Origin of the sequence: Nitrosomonas sp. (genome assembly GCA_031316255.1) — a bacterium.
Classification (GTDB): Bacteria; Pseudomonadota; Gammaproteobacteria; order Burkholderiales; family Nitrosomonadaceae; genus Nitrosomonas.
This window is the reverse complement of the sequence record JALDQW010000001.1, coordinates 1,328,620-1,348,032: the sequence shown is the minus strand read 5'-3', so window position 1 is coordinate 1,348,032 and position 19,413 is coordinate 1,328,620. Positions and strand designations below refer to the sequence as shown.

Sequence of the window (19,413 nt, the reverse complement as noted above, 5' to 3'; positions counted from 1 at the left end):
ATTAAACAGAACAGGAAGAAAAAACAGTTATATGAAAAAAACATTACTCATCGTTGGCTGCGGTGATATTGCGCTCCGCACTGTACGACTTTTACACACAAAATATCGAATTTTCGGCTTGTTTCGTAATCCCGGCAATACAGAACAATTTCGTTCACTCGGCGTGATCCCCATTCAAGGCAATCTTGATAACCCCAGCAGTCTTAAAAAACTCTCGGGCATCGCGCAAACCGTGATTCACCTGGCACCACCACCCAACCAGGGCAAACGGGATCCACGCACCACATACCTTCTTGCGGCACTTTCAAAACCGGAGAGAAACAAACAAAAGATTCTACCACAACGACTTGTCTATATCAGCACCAGTGGTGTGTATGGCGATTGCCAGGGTGCCATGATCGACGAAACACGGCCATTGAATCCGTACAATGAGCGCGCCGTACGTAGAGTAGACGCCGAGAAACAGATACGCAAATGGGGTGTTCGCAACCATGTCGTGGTTTCTATTTTGCGCGTACCCGGTATTTATGCTGAAACCCGCTTGCCGCTAAGGCGCATCCAGGATGGTCTACCGGCATTTGAGGCAATCGATGATGGCTATACTAACCATATCCATGCCAACGATCTGGCGCGCATCATCAGTCTGGCTATTCAGTATGGAAAATCCGGCAGAGTCTACAACGCGACAGATAATACCCAAATGAAAATGGGCGATTATTTCGACCTCGTCGCAGACAATTTTAATTTACCACGCCCGCCACGAATTTCACGTAGTCAGGCCGCTGGCCGCATTTCGCCGGGTATGTTGTCATTTATGAACGAATCGAGGCGCATCGGAAATCTGCGCATGAAAAAGGAATTGCAAGTAAATCTCCAGTATCCGACTGTTGCGGAAGGTGTGAAGGATGCAGTTAAAAATAATACTTGAAAAGTAGTATTTCGAACAATACATGCCAAGGAACAGCATTCCGGTTTTTAAGCAATTTAAAATGTAATGCTTGCTTTTATTGCGCTATCCATTTGATATTGCCGGGTACAGTGTTGTCGTGGCGTTATGCAACAAGGCACCGCACTCAGTGATAAGGTTGTTCCCGTTTAAGATCCTCACGGCAGCGTTCTGCGGGTATGCTTGTCAGCGTACATGGTCTGCGCGTGTACTTGTTGCGCCTGTTGACAATTGAACAACTATTTCTGGCAAGTCACGTCTTGTCATATACGCTGACAAGATCGTTGATCCTCGCAAAATCAAATGGATAGAGTACTAATTTATCCGCAAATATTTGTCAAAAATCTTGCAGATACTTCCGACAAATAACTGACCTATTGGCGTAATACTTATTTCTTCGTCATTGATAGCCACCAGACCCGCTTTCTCATGTGTTGCCAGCACAGATAATTCACGTGCAAAATAGTGTTTAAAATCAATAGAAAAAAAAGTTTCAACAGATTCAAAAGATACGACTGAATGGCATATCAATGCATGTATAACTGAACGACGCAATATGTCATCAAGGCTGAGCTCAAGTCCTCGCATGACAGGCAATTTGTTTTGATCCAGTTGGGCATAGTAATGCGGCAAATCGCCATGATTTTGTACGAAGATTGGGCCGGTCTTGCCAATGGCCGACATGCCAAGTGCAATAAAATCACTGTCTGGATAAATTGAATAACCTTGCAGATCATAGTAAAGACGGCCCTGCCGTTGTGCTGACACCAATTGATCGTCCGGACGCGCAAACAGATTCATCCCGATATGAATATAACCTGAATTAACTAAACGATGTATCGCGAGCAGTCTAAGGTCAAACTTTTCTTCTATTGTTGGCAGGTTGCTTGCCCGAATGGTTTTGTGCGCCCTGAATTCTTCCGGCTGATGATTGTAACTTCGTAAATTGATGAGATTGGGTTGTGCTGCGATGATTGCATCAAGTGTATGACTAAAATTCTTTTTACTTTGCCCGGGCAATCCATAAATTAATTCAATTCTGATCGTATTAAAATCATTTTTTTGGGCAATTTCCATAATTTTGAAAACTGTACTATCATTATCTTTTCCGGTTTGTTTGCCACTTGATCGCCGATGAAATTGTGAATCGATATTCTGCACAATAATCGTTAGATAATTCACACCCATTTCCCGAAACAGGTTGACCGAATTGTCACTGGTCAAGTGCGGATCTATTGTGATGCGAAAAGAACCTTCCTTGGCAAGGATAAACTGTTTTTGGATCTCATCCATCAACCTGCCGCACTGGGATTGATCCAATAAAGCCGGCGTTCCACCTCCCAAATGTATCTGCTCAATCTTGGGGGCATTTTGAAAAAGTTCTCCGAGCAGCCTGATTTCTTTTAATAGATAGCCAATGTATCGGTCAAGTAGTCTATTGTCCTCCTTTTCATGTTGGATTGTATCGCAATAAAGACACAATGTACTGCAAAATGGCAGATGGATATATATCGATTGATGCCGGCGGTTTCCACCCAGGTTACGATTGTTGATTCGCGAGAAGTATGTTTTTTCATTAAAAGAATCTGTAAACAATTCAGTTCCAGGATACAAAGTATAATCTTGATCATTGTAGTCAAAGAAACGGACAATATCTGGCTTGACTTCTTTTAGATCAATTTCTTGACGTGGATGCATGAAAACAAAATTCTTATGTATACTGCTAAATAGGCTAACATCCGTTAATTAATTAGGCATTGATTAAGCACGTATAAGTACGCGACTTCCAAGATGGGGACATCACTTCAAAATAAACTTAACACATCAATTCATAATCACAGTAGAATTATGTGTAAAGGTTAAATATCCGGTTTTGATACAGATCAATGAAAAGAATCAAAAATTTTATTTGACATTTGGAATAAATACGCTTTGCTACCAGAAAGTCTTCTACCTACAAATTTTGATGTTGCTCAACTGCGATCAAGTTGCGCTACATGCAGTCTGCGGGAACTCTGCTTGCCGGTTGGTTTAAATGATCAGGAAGTAGAAACCCTTGGCGAAGTGGTTAGTCATAAGCGGAAAATACAGCGTGGCAGTTATTTGCACCGGACTGGTACAAAATTTTTGGCATTATACGCGGTAAAAAGTGGTTTTCTAAAAACTTGCATTCTCGAAGAAGACGGCCGCCAGCAGGTTACAGGTTTTCATATGACGGGAGAATTACTCGGCCTGGACGCAATCAGTACTGAATTGCATACCTGCGACGCAGTTGCGCTTGAAGACAGTGAAGTCTGTGAAATTCCTTTCGCCAAACTTGAAGAAATCAGTCGTGCTATTCCATCACTCATGCATCATTTTCACAAGATAATGAGTCGTGAAATCGTGCGAGATCATGGCGTGATGATGCTGCTTGGTAGTATGAAGGCAGAGGAGCGTTTGGCGACATTTTTGTTGAATATGTCGCGTCGTTTAGCCGTACGTGGTTATTCGGAATCTAATTTTAATTTACGAATGACGCGTGAAGAAATTGGAAGCTACCTCGGATTAAAGCTCGAAACGGTAAGCCGCGCATTTTCAAAATTACAGGATGAAGCGATTATTTCCGTCAATAATAAACATATCCAGATCCATGATCTTGAGCTTTTGAAATCGAAAATGGGAAATTCTTCCTGTGCAGCTTAAGGTCTGGTCTCAACATCACTGAATTATGGGCATCTCTAAAAATACCTTATATAAAGAGAATTTTTCCAAGCCGGGGAACGATTAGTTCGATTCCCGATATTTTTCTGTTCAAGAATTTGATTATTGCTCAGTTCAAGGCGTTTTGGGTTGTTATCCTCTCGTTTTTCCTATTTTAGGCAATTCTGGGCGTAATAACCCTGTCGAAACTGAAACATCTTTTGCGAATCAACGTCACCACACGCTTAATGTTGTAAACGAGGTTGAGCAAGCCTATTTGTACTTTTGCTCTCATAAGCCCTATGGTACGAATAGTGATTCCACCCAGTTCATTCGTCATCGAACCAAATACATGTTCAACCCGTGCGCGCACCTGTGATTTCTTTTTGTTGCCAAACTTTTGCGTGTCCGTGAGTGGATGATTGCGAGCACCTTTTTCGTGAATGCGGCTCGTGTGTCCAGAAGTAGCCAGAATTTCTTCCTGTGCTTCGCTGCGATAGGCTGAATCCGCGTAAACATCAGTCCCTCCCTCTTTAGGGGATTGCAGCACTTCTGCCAAAACCTGGCTATCGTGAACTTCCGCTGATGTAAATTCCCATGGGTTATCAACTTGGTACACTGATCCACATTCACGTGATCTTTGTAACCATAAAACGATTCGTTGTTCTTCTTCGTCCAACGCGCATCAATGTCTTTTTGTGCCAGCTTGTGAGGATTTTGCCCCCATTCAATCGGAATCGCACCTTCCTTGATGATCTTGTTCTCCTCACGCGTATTACGTTGCTTGGGAACCGTCACAAAAGTTGCATCAATGATCTGACCTGACTTCAGCTCAACATCCAGCTCCCGTAAACATTCAGCAAATCTCGCAAATAGCCGTTCAATCAGTTGATTCTCCTTCAACTCCTCCCGAAACGCCCACATCGTTTTTGCATCCGGTACCACCCCCGCCAAATCAAGCCCCAAAAAACGCATGAAACTCAATCGATCCCGTACTTGATACTCCAACTGGTCATCCGACAGATTATGCATTCTTTGCAATACCAGCATCTTGAATAGCATCACCCGATCAAAGGGTTTGCGACCAGCCGCGCTTTTCCTAGGCTTCGTAGTCGTCTCCCTGAGAAGATCAGCGAATAAATTCCAGTCGATCATGCGATTCAGTTCTTCAAGCGGATCTCTTAGCTTGCTTAGCTGTTCATAGCGATTTTCAAGGTCAAAAAAACTGAATTGCATGATGGAATCCTATATCAGTGAATATGACTATTAACTATAATAAACAATGTGTTATTATACACTAACTATGAAAAATGGCTTCCCTTCCTGAATTACCCTGTCTTGTAATATCAATTTTTAGAGATGCCCTTATATAAAGAGAATTTTTCCAAGCCGGGGAACGATTAGTTCGATTCCCGATATTTTTCTGTTCAAGAATTTGATTATTGCTCAGTTCAAGGCGTTTTGGGTTGTTATCCTCTCGTTTTTCCTATTTTAGGCAATTCTGGGCGTAATAACCCTGTCGAAACTGAAACATCTTTTGCGAATCAACGTCACCACACGCTTAATGTTGTAAACGAGGTTGAGCAAGCCTATTTGTACTTTTGCTCTCATAAGCCCTATGGTACGAATAGTGATTCCACCCAGTTCATTCGTCATCGAACCAAATACATGTTCAACCCGTGCGCGCACCTGTGATTTCTTTTTGTTGCCAAACTTTTGCGTGTCCGTGAGTGGATGATTGCGAGCACCTTTTTCGTGAATGCGGCTCGTGTGTCCAGAAGTAGCCAGAATTTCTTCCTGTGCTTCGCTGCGATAGGCTGAATCCGCGTAAACATCAGTCCCTCCCTCTTTAGGGGATTGCAGCACTTCTGCCAAAACCTGGCTATCGTGAACTTCCGCTGATGTAAATTCCCATGGGTTATCAACTTGGTACACTGATCCACATTCACGTGATCTTTGTAACCATAAAACGATTCGTTGTTCTTCTTCGTCCAACGCGCATCAATGTCTTTTTGTGCCAGCTTGTGAGGATTTTGCCCCCATTCAATCGGAATCGCACCTTCCTTGATGATCTTGTTCTCCTCACGCGTATTACGTTGCTTGGGAACCGTCACAAAAGTTGCATCAATGATCTGACCTGACTTCAGCTCAACATCCAGCTCCCGTAAACATTCAGCAAATCTCGCAAATAGCCGTTCAATCAGTTGATTCTCCTTCAACTCCTCCCGAAACGCCCACATCGTTTTTGCATCCGGTACCACCCCCGCCAAATCAAGCCCCAAAAAACGCATGAAACTCAATCGATCCCGTACTTGATACTCCAACTGGTCATCCGACAGATTATGCATTCTTTGCAATACCAGCATCTTGAATAGCATCACCCGATCAAAGGGTTTGCGACCAGCCGCGCTTTTCCTAGGCTTCGTAGTCGTCTCCCTGAGAAGATCAGCGAATAAATTCCAGTCGATCATGCGATTCAGTTCTTCAAGCGGATCTCTTAGCTTGCTTAGCTGTTCATAGCGATTTTCAAGGTCAAAAAAACTGAATTGCATGATGGAATCCTATATCAGTGAATATGACTATTAACTATAATAAACAATGTGTTATTATACACTAACTATGAAAAATGGCTTCCCTTCCTGAATTACCCTGTCTTGTAATATCAATTTTTAGAGATGCCCTTATGTCTTTTCTCCACGTTGGGCTAAATGACTGACGGCTCTGGACAAAAATTATTCTCCATGATTAATGATCCAGTTTTGGCTATTATTGGCCGAATTTTTGATTCTCCGACCAGTGTCAAATCACAAACCAAAGCTGCCTTGATTTAAATCCCGTTTATTTTAAAACCTGCTCCACGCATGAAGTTTTATCTGGCATTGGTAAAACCAAAATATCAAGACCTATACACCAGCAAAAATCGAATCAAACCCGGACCTAAAAAGCCTGAACAGGAACTGATTGGGCTTGTGGCTTAAATGAAACGGCGAAATCCGCGTTCGGATATTGCCGCATTGCTATGCAGACTGTTAAGGAATTTGATATGGATCTCCGGCGTTTCACCGTGGCTCGAATTTTATGCCAGAGAAATACCGGTTTTTATTTTTAATTTGCCAGAAGACTAATGCATCCTCTGGCAGGAATGTCGATTCTTATTGTACTTCGCTATTAGCTAAGAGATAATCAGCCAAACGGTCAGCAGCCTCACCTTGAATATTTGGAAATGCTGGCATTCTCATACTGCCATTCTGAAACTTGTTTTTCAGCGCTTCCTTATTAGCCACTTTCTGGCTCAGAATCATGGCTACATCACCTCTTAACGGTTTATGGCACTCTGTACAAGCTGTTGTAAATATTCTCTCGCCAGTTGCATCTGCAGACGGTGCATAATCATTACTTCCACCGCAACCGGCTAAGGCAGCCGCCGCCAACAGTGTTAACGCAAAACTCAGTTTTTTCATTATTAACTCCCTTTTTTATACATAAACAGATATATCCAATCAGTCTGTCAGTTTTTCGAAATCTTTATCCATCACTGGTCATTTGAAACAAGCGGTAACCTTACCTAGAACGGCAGTATTTTGTCAAACAAAATCATCTTTCAGTAAAGCGCTGAAAATAAAAAAACACCGGGTGTTACAGCCGGTATCTTGCCAAATTGTGTGAGTTGGAGGTCGCGCAGTATTTTCAAGGCAAAATCAGTAATTGGGTGTGTATAACGAATCAATTGCAAACTGCCGGAAAATTCAATTCTTAAAATAAAGGACATTTCTAAAAATCCATATTTTGTCACAATACTTTGTTGTTCACAAAAAATATCTCCTTGCATATCAATCCTCCATGCAACGATGGACAACGATGCTAGACGATCTGAAAACCATATAATCGGGTACGTAGCGATTTCACCCATCTGGTGAATAAAGCTAACAGTATAAAGCCAATATACACGCGACATTTAAAGTATTGAATAGCGATCAACTGAGGAATCTAGATAGTGTCGTCACAAGTTAGAAATTACTATATAATTATGCTGTAAGTGATTATTATAAATGGTAATAATATGTCAGAAGCTCATCGTAGACATGATCTGTCAGATCATGTCTGGTCGTTACTGGAACCCCATTTGCCAGGGCGATCGTGGGGAGGTGTTGCAAAAGATAATCGTCAGTTTATCAACGCGGTATTCTGGATTTTACGTACGGGCGCACCCTGGCGGGATTTGCCGCCGGATTACGGCGACTGGAAGAACACGCATCGACGATTTTGCCGATGGCGGGACAAAGGGGTTTGGGAAAAGTTACTGGAATTACTGGTCAATGATCCGGACTACGAATGGTTAATGATTGATGCCAGTCATATTAAAGTACATCCGCATGCATCTGGCGCGAAAGGCGGGAACCAAGCGATGAATCGCACAAAAGGGGGCTCAACACGAAATTACACCTGGCCGTGGATGCGCATGGTATGCCGGTCCGAATGTTTATTACAGACGGTACCACAGCGGATTGTACACAAGCTGTTGAATTAATCAGAGGCATCAATGCCGACTATTTGTTGGCTGATCGGGCTTATGATACCAATGAGATAGTTGAACACTGTGAGACTAAACAAATAGAACCAGTAATTCCATCGAAGAAAAATCGTATTCGCCCGCGTAATCATGATAAAAACTTATACCAATATCGACATTTAGTGGAAAATGCATTCTTACATCTAAAGCGTTGGAGAGGCATTGCAACACGATATGCGAAGAATGCTGCATCGTTTCTGGCGGCTGTCCATATACGATGCATCGCTATTTGGGCTAGTATCTCGTGACGACACTCTCTAGGTTAAAATATGATCATAATGAAATACCCAAAGGACAGTACTTATGGATTTCAAATACCCAGCATGGCATCGACTGCACAAGCAGAAAGATAAGATGGTTCTGAGCAGTGCTGCGGATAAATCTGGATTGCCGCCTGGTTCACTGGTTCATATCGGCGAGAAACATGAAACTGCCTCACGCATATTCGTGACGCAATATAATGAAGAAACGCTGAAACAGTACGAGATAGAATCGATTTCTAAATTGCAGCAAATACAGGATGATACGCTGATTACCTGGATCAATATTGATGGATTGAGCGACACCAGTATTGTTGAGCGCATCGGCACCGAACTCAACATCCATCCACTGGTATTGGAAGATATTCTGAGTACGCATCAGCGTCCGAAGCTGGAAGAGTATGAAGACTATATCTACATGGTTGTCAAAAGCATAAGCGCGCAATACAACGATGACATGGATTTAGAGTATGAGCAGGTCAGCATCTTGCTGCTTGCAAACCATGTCATTACATTCAAGGAAAGAATCAATGAGGTCTTCAACCCTGTTTACTATCGGATGCAGAATCGCAAAGACCGCCTGCGGCACAACGGCAGCGACTATTTGGCCTATGTATTGCTGGATACAATTGTCGATGAATATTTCGTGGTCGAAGACAGCTTCGATGACATCATTGATCCATTGGAAGACAGTCTTTTGACCGATCCGAATAAAGAAATTCTACAAACCATCCAGCAACTTCGCCGCCACCTGATTATTATGAAACGGAGCATTTCGCCATTGCGCGAATTACTGTCGGCGATACAGCATGCGAACACTGGGCTGATTAAAGAAAAAACACTGCGCTATTATGGCGATGTTTACGATCATGTGCTGCGAGTCACGGATTCGCTGGATTCCTACCGTGAAAGAATTGCTTCCATTCAGGATATTTATCTATCCAGCATCAGCAACAGATTGAATGAAACCATGAAGGTGTTGACCATTTTTGCGTCCATTTTTATCCCGTTAACCTTTATCGCCGGTGTTTACGGTATGAATTTTGAACATATGCCGGAACTGAAATGGCGCTGGGCCTACCCCGCGCTATGGATTATTTTTATTACTCTCGGCATTGGTTTGCTGGTTTATTTTAAAAAAAAGAAATGGCTGTAAAGGAATGGCGCTCAAGGTCAAAAACCATCAGGTTTTAACAGCAACCGGGGTCATGCATTGCATACGTTTATAATATATCGAACCACTCTCCCTTAGCCGACCAGCACCCATTGGATGTCATTGACAAACATAATTGTGAAACCGGTTTTTTCGGCGTATCCTTGTCTAAAAATCAGTAATCTTATTTATCTTTAAAGAAGTTCAGCGTATGAAAAAGAAATTGTTTATTCCAAAACTCGCTGCCGCGTTTATCCTGTCGCACAATTTCGCTTTCGCCATGCCGGGCATGCACGGGACAGGTAATAATGGCGCTACAGAAACACCGCGTGCAACAGAAAGTATGGGCAAGCCGATCAATTCTTCCGGCGCAGAAATGGAAATTACCTACAGCGTGGACGGCAAGACAGCCATTTTTGTTTCAACCCGAGAAGGCAGCATAAATTCACCCGGCAATCCCTATAACTTTGATATCTGGATGTCTCACTATGAGAATAGCGCCTGGCAACCCCCTATTCATCTGGGGCCGGATATTGACCCGACCGTAGGGCCAAACATCAACACGTCTGCCTGGGAACTGGAGCCGAGCTTTTCCGACGACGGCAATGTCATTTATTTCACGCGATACGAACCGGGTAATATGATGTCAGGCGACCTCTATGTGGTCCAGAAAATCAATGGCGTATGGCAATCCGCCAAAAACTGGAACGATGTGCCGGAATTGCCGAATATCAACACGCCGACCGGCGAGGAACATTGCCCGATCATCGCCTCCGACAGCCTGATTTACTATAGCTATAACCAGCCGGGGGTTACGCAGGACAGCGATATCTGGAAAGTTGAAAAAAAGGACGGCGTATGGCAGGAACCGGAAAGCCTGGGGCCGAAAATCAATTCTCCTTACCGCGATCATATGCACTGGACAGGATTGTCGAAAGACGGCAAAAGTTTAATCATTACCAGCACGCGTCCCGATTTGGGCTCGCGGGGCGGGCATGATGAATGGATCGCACATCAGGATGAAAGCGGTGAATGGCAGGAGCCGATAAACCTGGGTGATGCCATCAATACAGGCGGCGAGGATATGTGTTGGACGTTTACGCCGGATGGCAAGAAATTCACCGGCAGTTGGGGAGCGCACGGCACCTACGATATGGATATTCGCTGGATTAACAAAAACGATGTTCCGTTATTAAGGGATTTTGAACCGATCGGTCCGCCACCAAACCTGTTGATCAACAGCAAAGCAAAACAGTAACGAACAAACATTCAAGCCATAGAAAAATCCAGGCCTGGCTTTAGTGTCGTTATTACGTAAAAACCGATGACTTGCCACCGGCTATAGCCGGTGGTTGTACGAACATACCAAACTACCGTTTCTGAATTGAAATTTTCTTGACGTCGGTTTTTTCAACTTCCCTGCGGGGGATAGTAATGGTCAGCAATCCTTTATCCATATTGGCCTGAATGCCTTCGATATCCGCATCTTCCGGCACTGCCAGCACGCGTTCGAAAGAACCGTAGCGCCTTTCCTTGCGGTAGTAGTGCTTGTCTTTTTCTTCCTGTTCTTCCTGCTTGGTGCCTTTAATCACCAGAACGCGTTCCTTTAATTCGATAGACAGATCGTCCTGGGAAAGACCGGGGGCTTCCAGCGTAACCGTATAGTGCTTTTCGTCGCTGGCGATATTGACGCTGGCCCGAAATGCAGGCATAAAATCATCCGAGAAAAACGGGCTCAGAAAATCAGATCGCGGCCGCCCCAGCAATCCAAAACCGCGAAAAGCATCTTCAAACAGCCGGTCAATTTCACGATGAAGCTGGTTCAAATTGTTAATTTGGGGAAGCTTTGATAACGACGGGTCATCTTCTTTAACCGGAACGACTTCGGACTTGGCTTTTTCCGGTTCTTCATGTTTAAACCAGTTCCAGGGGTTCAGTTTATGCAAATCCATGATTAACTCTCCTTTTGATCTTTGAATCCGTTCTTATAGAAATATTAAAAAACCAAAATTATTTTCCTAAGTGGTACAAACAATGACTGAAGGACATCCATCGTTATTAGAAATAAGGATTCCATAATTTTTTTCAACCCTGGGACCTGTTTATGATCGAGTTCTTAAACAGGTTTCTAGCACTCAAGGCAGTGTGGTTTCGCCCATCAAGTAACGATCGCATTCTCTAGCCGCGCCGCGTCCTTCGTGGATAGCCCATACCACAAGACTTTGACCGCGGCGCATGTCACCCGCCGCGAAAACACCGTCGATATTCGTGGCGTACTGCCCTTCTTCGGCCTTGACATTCGACCGTGCATCCCGCTCAAGCGCAAGTTCTTCAAGAAGTTCATCTTCCGGTCCAAGGAATCCCATGGCCAATAGAACCAGATCGGCTGGCCATGTTTTTTCGCTCCCAGGAATTTTTTTGGGGAAAAAGCGGCCATTGCCGTCTTTTGCCCATTCGATATCGACAGTGTGCAGCGCCTTAACATGACCGTTTTCATCGCCGTCGAACTTCTCGGTCATAATCAGGTAAGCGCGGGGATCAGCGCCGAAACGCGCTGCGGCCTCTTCCTGCCCGTAATCGAGCCGATAAACCTTCGGCCATTCCGGCCAGGGGTTGTCGGGTTGGCGCGTTTCAGGCGGTTGGGGCATGATTTCAAACTGGGTAACGCTCTTGCACTGATGGCGCATTGAAGTCCCCACGCAGTCGGTCCCGGTATCGCCCCCGCCAATGACAATGACATGTTTGTCTTTGGCCGAAACCGGTGTGCGGCAGACAAAGTCATTATCGAGCAAGTTTCTGGTGTTTGTATGCAGGAAATCAACCGCAAAATGGATACCTTCCAGCGTACGCCCTTCGATATCCAGATCGCGCGGTTTGGTGGCACCGCAACACAACACAATGGCGTCGAATCTTTCACGCAGTGCCGCCCCGGATAGATCAGCGCCAACCGCCGTATTGGTGACGAAGTTCACGCCTTCCAGAGCCAGCAGGTCAACGCGCCTTTGCACGACGGATTTATCGAGTTTCATGTTGGGAATCCCGTACATTAACAAACCGCCAATGCGGTCTGCGCGCTCATAGACCGTTACCAGATGGCCTGCACGATTAAGCTGGTCGGCGCATGATAGGCCTGCCGGTCCTGAGCCGACGACGGCGACTTTCTTGCCGCTGCGTTTGACCGGCGGATTTGCAACAATCCAGCCTTCATCGAAACCTTTGTCGACAATCGCGCATTCGATGTTTTTGATGGTCACCGGCGGATCGGTAATGCCTAGGACGCATGACCCTTCGCAAGGCGCGGGACATACGCGCCCGGTAAAATCAGGAAAATTGTTTGTCTTGTGTAAACGGTGCAAGGCTTCTTTCCATAAGCCGCGATAAACCAGATCATTCCACTCGGGAATGAGATTATTGATCGGGCAGCCTGAAGCCATACCGCCAATCAGTGTGCCCGTATGGCAAAAAGGAACGCCGCAATCCATACAGCGGCTGGCCTGTGCTTCGAGTTTCTGCACCGGAAGATGTTCGTGAAATTCCCGCCAGTCATTCACGCGTTCCAGTGGAGAACGGTCACCCGGCAATTCACGTTGAAACTCCATAAATCCAGTTGGTTTGCCCATTTTTCTGTCACTCCCCAGGTTGCTGAACGCACGCTTGGTGTTAATTCCCGCCGATCCGCGCCATATCGTTTTTGTTTTCTTCGAATGCAGCCATAATCGCGCTTTCTCCAGTCAGTCCATCTTTTTGTGCACGGTCTAAAGCGTCCAGCATGCGCCGATAATCTTTCGGCATGACTTTGATAAATTTGTACACTTCGCTTTCCCACAATGCAAGTATCTTCCACGCCCGTTCGCTGCTGGTAGCGCTGGCATGGTTCTGGATCATGTGCTTGATTTCATGACTGTCTTCATCTTCCAGCGGTTCAAGCGTAACTGTTTCGAGATTGCAAAGCGTGTAAAACTGCTCATGCTCGTCGTAGACATAGGCAATCCCGCCCGACATGCCTGCGGCAAAATTGCGTCCCGTTGCGCCAAGAACGACTACCCGCCCATTGGTCATATATTCACAGCCATGATCGCCTACGCCTTCAATGACAATGCTGGCGCCGCTGTTACGCACGCCAAACCGTTCGCCGGCCATGCCGCGGATATAGGCCTCTCCGCTCGTGGCGCCATAAAACGCGACATTGCCGACAATGATATTCTGCTCGGGCACAAATGTGGATTGCGGCGGTGGATAGAGTATGAGTTTGCCGCCTGACAAACCCTTGCCGAAATAATCGTTGGCGTCGCCTTCCAGCTCCAGGGTCAGTCCTGGCGGTATAAATGCGCCAAAACTCTGCCCGGCAGCGCCCTGAAAATGAAAATGAACGGTGTCTTGCGGCAATCCGTCGGGGCCGTAGCGCCGGGTGATTTCACTGCCCAGTATTGTTCCGACAGTGCGGTTGGTATTGCGAATGGACAGACTGGCCTTGACCTTCTCGCGGCGTTCCAGCGCCGGTTCGGCCAAATCCAGCAGCACCAGATTATCGAGCGCATTTTCAAGCCCGTGATCCTGCGGAAACTGGGAAAAACGCCCCACCTGCGGACCGACTTCCGGCTGGTAAAGTATGTTCGAATAGTCCAGCCCTTTGGCTTTCCAGTGATTGATAGCCTGCCTGACTTCCAGCCGATCGGTGCGGCCTACCATTTCGTTAACCGTTCGAAATCCCATTTCCGCCATGATTTCACGCATTTCCTGGGCAATAAAATACATAAAATTGACGACATGAGCAGGGTCGCCCATAAATTTCTTGCGTAACTCGGGATTTTGCGTCGCCACGCCGACAGGGCAGGTGTCCAGATGACAGACCCGCATCATGATACACCCCATCGAAACCAGTGCCGTCGTGGCGAAACCGAATTCCTCGGCGCCGAGCAAGGCGGCAATCACCACATCACGGCCGGTTTTTAACTGACCGTCGGTTTCAACCACAATGCGGCTGCGCAGATTATTCAACAGCAGCGTCTGGTGCGTTTCCGCCAGGCCAAGTTCCCAAGGCAAACCCGCGTGTTTGATGCTGGTCAGTGGCGAAGCGCCGGTGCCGCCATCATGCCCGCTAATCAATACAACATCCGCATGTCCCTTGGCCACACCCGCCGCAATGGTGCCGACACCGACTTCAGACACCAGTTTGACACTGATACGGGCATGATGATTTGCATTTTTCAGATCGTAAATCAATTGCGCCAGATCTTCTATCGAATAGATGTCATGGTGCGGCGGCGGCGAGATCAGCCCAACGCCGGGTGTCGAGCAGCGTACTTTGGCAATCCACGGATAAGCCTTGCGGCCGGGCAGTTCCCCACCTTCGCCAGGCTTTGCGCCCTGGGCCATCTTGATCTGCAATTCCTTGGCCTGGGTCAGGTAATTGCTGGTTACGCCAAAACGCGCCGATGCAACCTGCTTGATGGCGCTATTGCGTGAATCCCCATTTGCATCGGGCGCATAACGCGCGGGATCCTCGCCGCCTTCGCCGGTATTGCTTTTGCCGCCGATACGATTCATCGCAATGGCAAGTGCTTCGTGAGCCTCCTGACTGATTGAGCCATAGGACATTGCGCCGCTTTTAAAGCGTTTAACAATGGCTTCCATCGGCTCCACCGCTTCTATTGGGATAGAACTGTCCGATTTTTTCAATTCCAGCAGGCCACGCAAGGTCGCCAGCCGCCGGGATTGGTCGTTGATCAGCGCGGCATAAGCCTTAAAGGCAGCATAATCGGTGTTGCGGCAGGCTTTTTGGAGCAAATGTATCGTTTTCGGATTGAACAGATGCAGTTCTCCATCAGCACGGTATTGGTATTGACCGCCGACATCCAGTGCGGAAGAATTAACCGGCTGTACGGGAAAAGCGCGCGCGTGCCGCCGTTGTCCTTCTTGCGCGATTTCGTCCAGGCCAATACCGCCAATGCGTGAAGCTGTCCAGGTAAAATAGCGGTCAACAAAATCATGATTGAGTCCAACTGCCTCGAAAATCTGCGCGCCGCAATACGACTGGATTGTTGAAATACCCATTTTCGACATGACTTTAACCACGCCTTTTACCGCTGCCTTGTTGTACTTTTTCACTGCATCGTGATAACCGATTCCATTTAACAGGCCTTCGCCGATCATATCGTTCAGGCAGTCGTACGCCATATAGGGATTTATCGCCTGCGCGCCATACCCCAGCAACAAACATAGATGATGGACTTCGCGCGGTTCCCCGGATTCAATCACCAGTCCGGCGCGTTTTCTTGTTCCCTCGCGAATCAAATGATGGTGTAGCGCTGCGCAAGCCAATAACGCCGGAATGGGTGCACGATCATGATCAAACTGCCTGTCCGACAGAATCAGGATTGTCGCGCCTGCTGCTATAGCCTGATCCGCCGACGTGAATAATTCGTTCAGCGCCCGTTCCAGCGCGGCCTTGCCTTCCGCCATGTTGAACAGTATGGGAATTGTTGCGGTTGTCAGTCCGGGGCAATCGAGTTGGCGCAGTTTTTCCATGTCACTGTTGTCCAGGACAGGCGTCTGCAATCGTAACTGACGGCAATTTTCCGGACCCGGCTGCAGCAAATCGCCTTCTGAACCCAGTATCAGCGTGGTCGCGGTGATTAATTCTTCGCGGATCGGGTCAATCGGCGGATTGGTTACTTGGGCAAAGAGCTGTTTAAAATAGTTGTAGAGTAACTGAGGTTGATCAGACAGTATCGCCAGCGGCGTGTCCGTACCCATTGAACCGATAGGCGGCACACCGTGCATTGCCATGGGACCCAGAATCAGGCGCAGGTCTTCAAAGGTATAGCCGAACGCCCGTTGACGCTGCAGGGCGGCACGGTGGTCATACGCAGGCTGAAGGTCAGCGGCATCAGGCAGGTCATTGAAATGAAATGTGTTTTCATCGAGCCACTGCCGATAGGGTTGCGCCATGGCGATTTTCTGCTTCAGCTCCTGGTCGCTGACGATGCGTTGTTCGCGGGTATCAACCAGAAACATTCGGCCCGGCTTGAGCCGCCGCTTTTCCAGCACATTTTCGGACGGCACATCCAGCACGCCGACTTCGGAAGCCATAATCACCAGATCGTCCTTGGTGACGTAGTAACGCGATGGACGCAAACCATTACGGTCAAGCATGGCCCCGATGCTGATTCCATCGGTGAACGCAATCGATGCCGGGCCGTCCCAGGGTTCCATCAGGCAACTATGATATTCATAAAAAGCGCGCTTCTCGGCATTCATACTCTGGTGCTTTTCCCAGGGCTCCGGAATCATCATCATCATTGCATGGGGCAAGTCGCGCCCGCTTAGCCAAAGAAATTCAAGGCAATTGTCGAATTTTGCCGAATCACTGCCGTCGTCCTGAATGATGGGCAGCAGCTTGGGCAAATCATCGCCAAAAAGATCGGAACTGAGCATTGCTTGGCGTGCCCGCATCCAGTTCTCATTTCCCCGCAAAGTATTAAATTCCCCATTATGAATCATGTAACGATAGGGATGCGCGCGTTCCCAGCTGGGAAAAGTATTGGTGCTAAAGCGCGAATGAACAAGCGCCAGCGCAGATTCAACCAAAGTATCGGCGAGATCGGGATAAAAGGTGATGACCTGCCGTGGCGTGAGCATGCCTTTATAAACCAGCGTCCGGGCGGAAAGACTGGGTACATAAAAATAGCTGCCACCGTCTATATTTCCGTAACGAATTGTATTCTCAACCAGACGGCGAATCACATATAGCTTGCGCTCAAAGGCCATGTCATCCTGCAGCCCGGCATCGCGGCCGATAAATATCTGGCGCACAAACGGCTCGCAGGCTTTGGCGGTGTCACCAAGATACAGATTGTCGGTGGGGACACTGCGCCAACCGAGTATCTGCTGACCTTCCTGGCGCACGATTGCTTCAAGTCGTTTTTCGCACTGATGGCGTTGCGCTCTGTCCGGCGGCAGAAAAACCATGCCGACGCCATACTGCCCAGGCTTGGGCAACTCGAACCCGAGTCCATCGCACGCATGCTGCAGGAAAGCGTGCGGAATTTGCAGCAAAATGCCTGCGCCATCGCCGGTATTTTCTTCGCAGCCGCAAGCCCCCCGATGATCAAGATTATGCAAAATCGTGAGCGCCTGCTCGACGATACGATGAGAAGCTTTTCCCTTGATATTGACGACAAACCCGATACCGCAGCCATCATGCTCAAAGGCCGGATCATAGAGTCCCTGTTTGGAAGGAATACTGCGTATTGTCATCTTTGCACCTCTTATTGTCTTTTTTAATGAATCACTATTGCAAATTGATTCAGCAGTAATAGCTAAAAGGCAAACACAACCTTAGTTGCCATTATCCACTTTTTTGGCTGTAATGGTACCCTTGCAAATTCATGTCGCATAAAATTGATTATTGCAAACTATCCAAAAGATTGATGATCGTTCAATTGATGATTGGAGGTAACAGCATATGACAAAACGAATAACGCTGATTCAGGGACACCCGGACGCGCAAACGCGTCATTTTTGTCATGCGCTGGCCAATGCGTATCAAAAAGGCGCGGAAAGCAAGGGACATGCGGTGCGTTGTATCGATGTAGCGGCGATGGACTTTCCCATTCTACGATCGAAGGAAGATTTTGATACTGGAATGCCTTCTGATCCGATAAAACAAGCCCAGGATGCCATTCGTTGGGCAAATCATCTGGTTATCATCTATCCCTTGTGGCTCGGAACCATGCCGGCACTGCTCAAGGCCTTTTTTGAACAGGCTTTTCGCCCGGGCTTTGCCTTTGAATTCGAGGCCCCTGGACAGATGCCGAAAAAAAGCCTGACGGGCAAGTCGGCGCGCATTATTGTCAGCATGGAAATGCCGGCCTTCGTCTACCGCTGGTTTTTCTTTGCACATGGACTCAAAATGCTCGAACGCAACATTCTTGCATTTTCCGGCATCGGCCCGATCAAAACCAGCCTCATAGGCTCCATTGAAAATCTCAGCGAAGGCAAGCGCCAGAGATGGTTACTCACGATGCAGAAGCTGGGTGAATCCGGCGATTGATAAAGCGCTACGTCACTATCTATTCGGTTTTTTTCCTGTGATCCCGGCAGTCAATACAAACTGCATGGCTTCGTCCATGCTCATGCTACAGTGATGAATATCTTTTCGCGGTATCAACACAGTAAATCCACCAATCATATAACTCATCGGAATATACACCAGCACGCCTTCTTTGCTTTTAAACGATGCCGGTAATTTTGTCGTATCTTCCTGGGTCACGAAACCGATCAGTTCCATACCATTAAAGTTTACGGTAACCACCCGGCCAAACTTGTTTTCTTTGGGTGTAAAAAAGTCAAACAGATCGCGCATGGCCCGATAAATCGTTTTTATGAGCGGCAACCGGTAAAGTATTTGTTCGCTAAACAAAAACAACTGGCGCACGATAAAGGCTTTCATCATCAAGCCGACAAAAAACACCACAACCATTCCCACGATCATCCCAAGCCCGGGGAAATATGCCAGATCTGGAAAAATCAAGTGTAACGCACTGCGCATGACATTCTCTGAAGAGATTGCCAACCAGTACAATAGATACAGTGTGAGAACAATAGGTAGTATGGTAATTAGGCCTGTAAGCAACGTTCTACCAATAGAATTCAACATAATAGCTCCAGCATGGCAATAAACCGAGAAGAAAAAAATATTGAGTATAAACTTATTGTATAGCGTTATCACCGTTGCTCCTCCTTCGATAACTTCATGCCCGAATTTACCCTGCAAAAAACTTCTGACCTTAATCTTTGT

At 46.7% G+C, this 19,413-nt stretch carries 14 protein-coding genes and 2 pseudogenes; 7 read left to right on the top strand and 9 right to left on the bottom strand.

Annotated elements, in window-relative coordinates:
* Positions 1 to 31 precede the first annotated feature (31 nt).
* Positions 32 to 928, top strand: a complete 897-nt coding sequence (locus tag MRK00_06020; protein MDR4516929.1) for an SDR family oxidoreductase — start codon at positions 32 to 34, stop codon at positions 926 to 928.
* A 333-nt stretch (positions 929 to 1,261) separates the two neighbouring features.
* Here the strand turns inward: MRK00_06020 and hemN are convergent, their stop codons facing one another.
* On the bottom strand, positions 1,262 to 2,644 hold the full coding sequence (gene hemN / locus MRK00_06015; GenBank protein ID MDR4516928.1) for an oxygen-independent coproporphyrinogen III oxidase: 1,383 nt from the start codon (positions 2,642 to 2,644) through the stop codon (positions 1,262 to 1,264).
* Between the two features lie 234 nt (positions 2,645 to 2,878).
* Between hemN and fnr the strand changes: the two genes are divergently transcribed.
* Positions 2,879 to 3,631 (top strand): fumarate/nitrate reduction transcriptional regulator Fnr, encoded by a 753-nt coding sequence (fnr, locus tag MRK00_06010; GenBank protein ID MDR4516927.1) that lies wholly within the window; start codon positions 2,879 to 2,881, stop codon positions 3,629 to 3,631.
* Positions 3,632 to 3,803: 172 nt separating this feature from the next.
* On the opposite strand, the pseudogene MRK00_06005 reads toward fnr, so the two are convergent.
* Both MRK00_06005 and MRK00_06000 read right to left on the bottom strand, forming a co-directional pair.
* A pseudogene (locus MRK00_06005) lies at positions 3,804 to 4,867 on the bottom strand (IS5 family transposase).
* Between the two features lie 252 nt (positions 4,868 to 5,119).
* Positions 5,120 to 6,183, bottom strand: a pseudogene (locus MRK00_06000) (IS5 family transposase).
* A 423-nt stretch (positions 6,184 to 6,606) separates the two neighbouring features.
* Here MRK00_06000 and MRK00_05995 point away from each other — a divergent pair.
* The gene (locus MRK00_05995; protein ID MDR4516926.1) at positions 6,607 to 6,753 is read left to right on the top strand and encodes a hypothetical protein; all 147 of its coding nucleotides are present in this window, start codon (positions 6,607 to 6,609) and stop codon (positions 6,751 to 6,753) included.
* Positions 6,754 to 6,780: 27 nt separating this feature from the next.
* Here the strand turns inward: MRK00_05995 and MRK00_05990 are convergent, their stop codons facing one another.
* Positions 6,781 to 7,089 (bottom strand): cytochrome c, encoded by a 309-nt coding sequence (locus MRK00_05990; GenBank protein ID MDR4516925.1) that lies wholly within the window; start codon positions 7,087 to 7,089, stop codon positions 6,781 to 6,783.
* A gap of 140 nt (positions 7,090 to 7,229) precedes the next feature.
* Entirely contained in the window at positions 7,230 to 7,457 is a 228-nt protein-coding gene (locus MRK00_05985) for a hypothetical protein (GenBank protein MDR4516924.1), read from the bottom strand.
* Positions 7,458 to 7,688: 231 nt separating this feature from the next.
* On the opposite strand from MRK00_05985, the gene MRK00_05980 reads away from it, so the two are divergent.
* The 3 genes from MRK00_05980 to MRK00_05970 all read left to right on the top strand — a co-directional run bounded on the left by MRK00_05980 (position 7,689) and on the right by MRK00_05970 (position 10,869).
* Positions 7,689 to 8,446, top strand: a protein-coding gene (locus MRK00_05980; GenBank protein MDR4516923.1) for an IS5 family transposase whose coding sequence is annotated in 2 segments (ribosomal slippage) — positions 7,689 to 8,040 and positions 8,040 to 8,446 — 759 coding nt in all. Because the reading frame shifts where the segments join, the coding sequence is not laid out codon by codon here.
* Between the two features lie 55 nt (positions 8,447 to 8,501).
* Positions 8,502 to 9,614: a magnesium/cobalt transporter CorA gene (corA, locus tag MRK00_05975; GenBank protein MDR4516922.1), complete on the top strand. Its 1,113-nt coding sequence runs from the start codon at positions 8,502 to 8,504 to the stop codon at positions 9,612 to 9,614.
* Positions 9,615 to 9,822: 208 nt separating this feature from the next.
* Positions 9,823 to 10,869: a hypothetical protein gene (locus tag MRK00_05970; GenBank protein MDR4516921.1), complete on the top strand. Its 1,047-nt coding sequence runs from the start codon at positions 9,823 to 9,825 to the stop codon at positions 10,867 to 10,869.
* Between the two features lie 112 nt (positions 10,870 to 10,981).
* Here the strand turns inward: MRK00_05970 and MRK00_05965 are convergent, their stop codons facing one another.
* The 3 genes from MRK00_05965 to gltB all read right to left on the bottom strand — a co-directional run bounded on the left by MRK00_05965 (position 10,982) and on the right by gltB (position 17,870).
* On the bottom strand, positions 10,982 to 11,563 hold the full coding sequence (locus MRK00_05965) for an Hsp20/alpha crystallin family protein (protein MDR4516920.1): 582 nt from the start codon (positions 11,561 to 11,563) through the stop codon (positions 10,982 to 10,984).
* A gap of 183 nt (positions 11,564 to 11,746) precedes the next feature.
* Positions 11,747 to 13,231 (bottom strand): glutamate synthase subunit beta, encoded by a 1,485-nt coding sequence (locus tag MRK00_05960; GenBank protein ID MDR4516919.1) that lies wholly within the window; start codon positions 13,229 to 13,231, stop codon positions 11,747 to 11,749.
* Between the two features lie 40 nt (positions 13,232 to 13,271).
* Positions 13,272 to 17,870 (bottom strand): glutamate synthase large subunit, encoded by a 4,599-nt coding sequence (gene gltB, locus MRK00_05955; protein MDR4516918.1) that lies wholly within the window; start codon positions 17,868 to 17,870, stop codon positions 13,272 to 13,274.
* 208 nt (positions 17,871 to 18,078) lie between these two features.
* Here gltB and MRK00_05950 point away from each other — a divergent pair, with 208 nt between their 5' ends.
* The gene (locus MRK00_05950; protein MDR4516917.1) at positions 18,079 to 18,666 is read left to right on the top strand and encodes an NAD(P)H-dependent oxidoreductase; all 588 of its coding nucleotides are present in this window, start codon (positions 18,079 to 18,081) and stop codon (positions 18,664 to 18,666) included.
* A 15-nt stretch (positions 18,667 to 18,681) separates the two neighbouring features.
* Here the strand turns inward: MRK00_05950 and MRK00_05945 are convergent, their stop codons facing one another.
* Positions 18,682 to 19,272, bottom strand: a complete 591-nt coding sequence (locus MRK00_05945; GenBank protein ID MDR4516916.1) for a DUF502 domain-containing protein — start codon at positions 19,270 to 19,272, stop codon at positions 18,682 to 18,684.
* Positions 19,273 to 19,413: the final 141 nt, after the last annotated feature.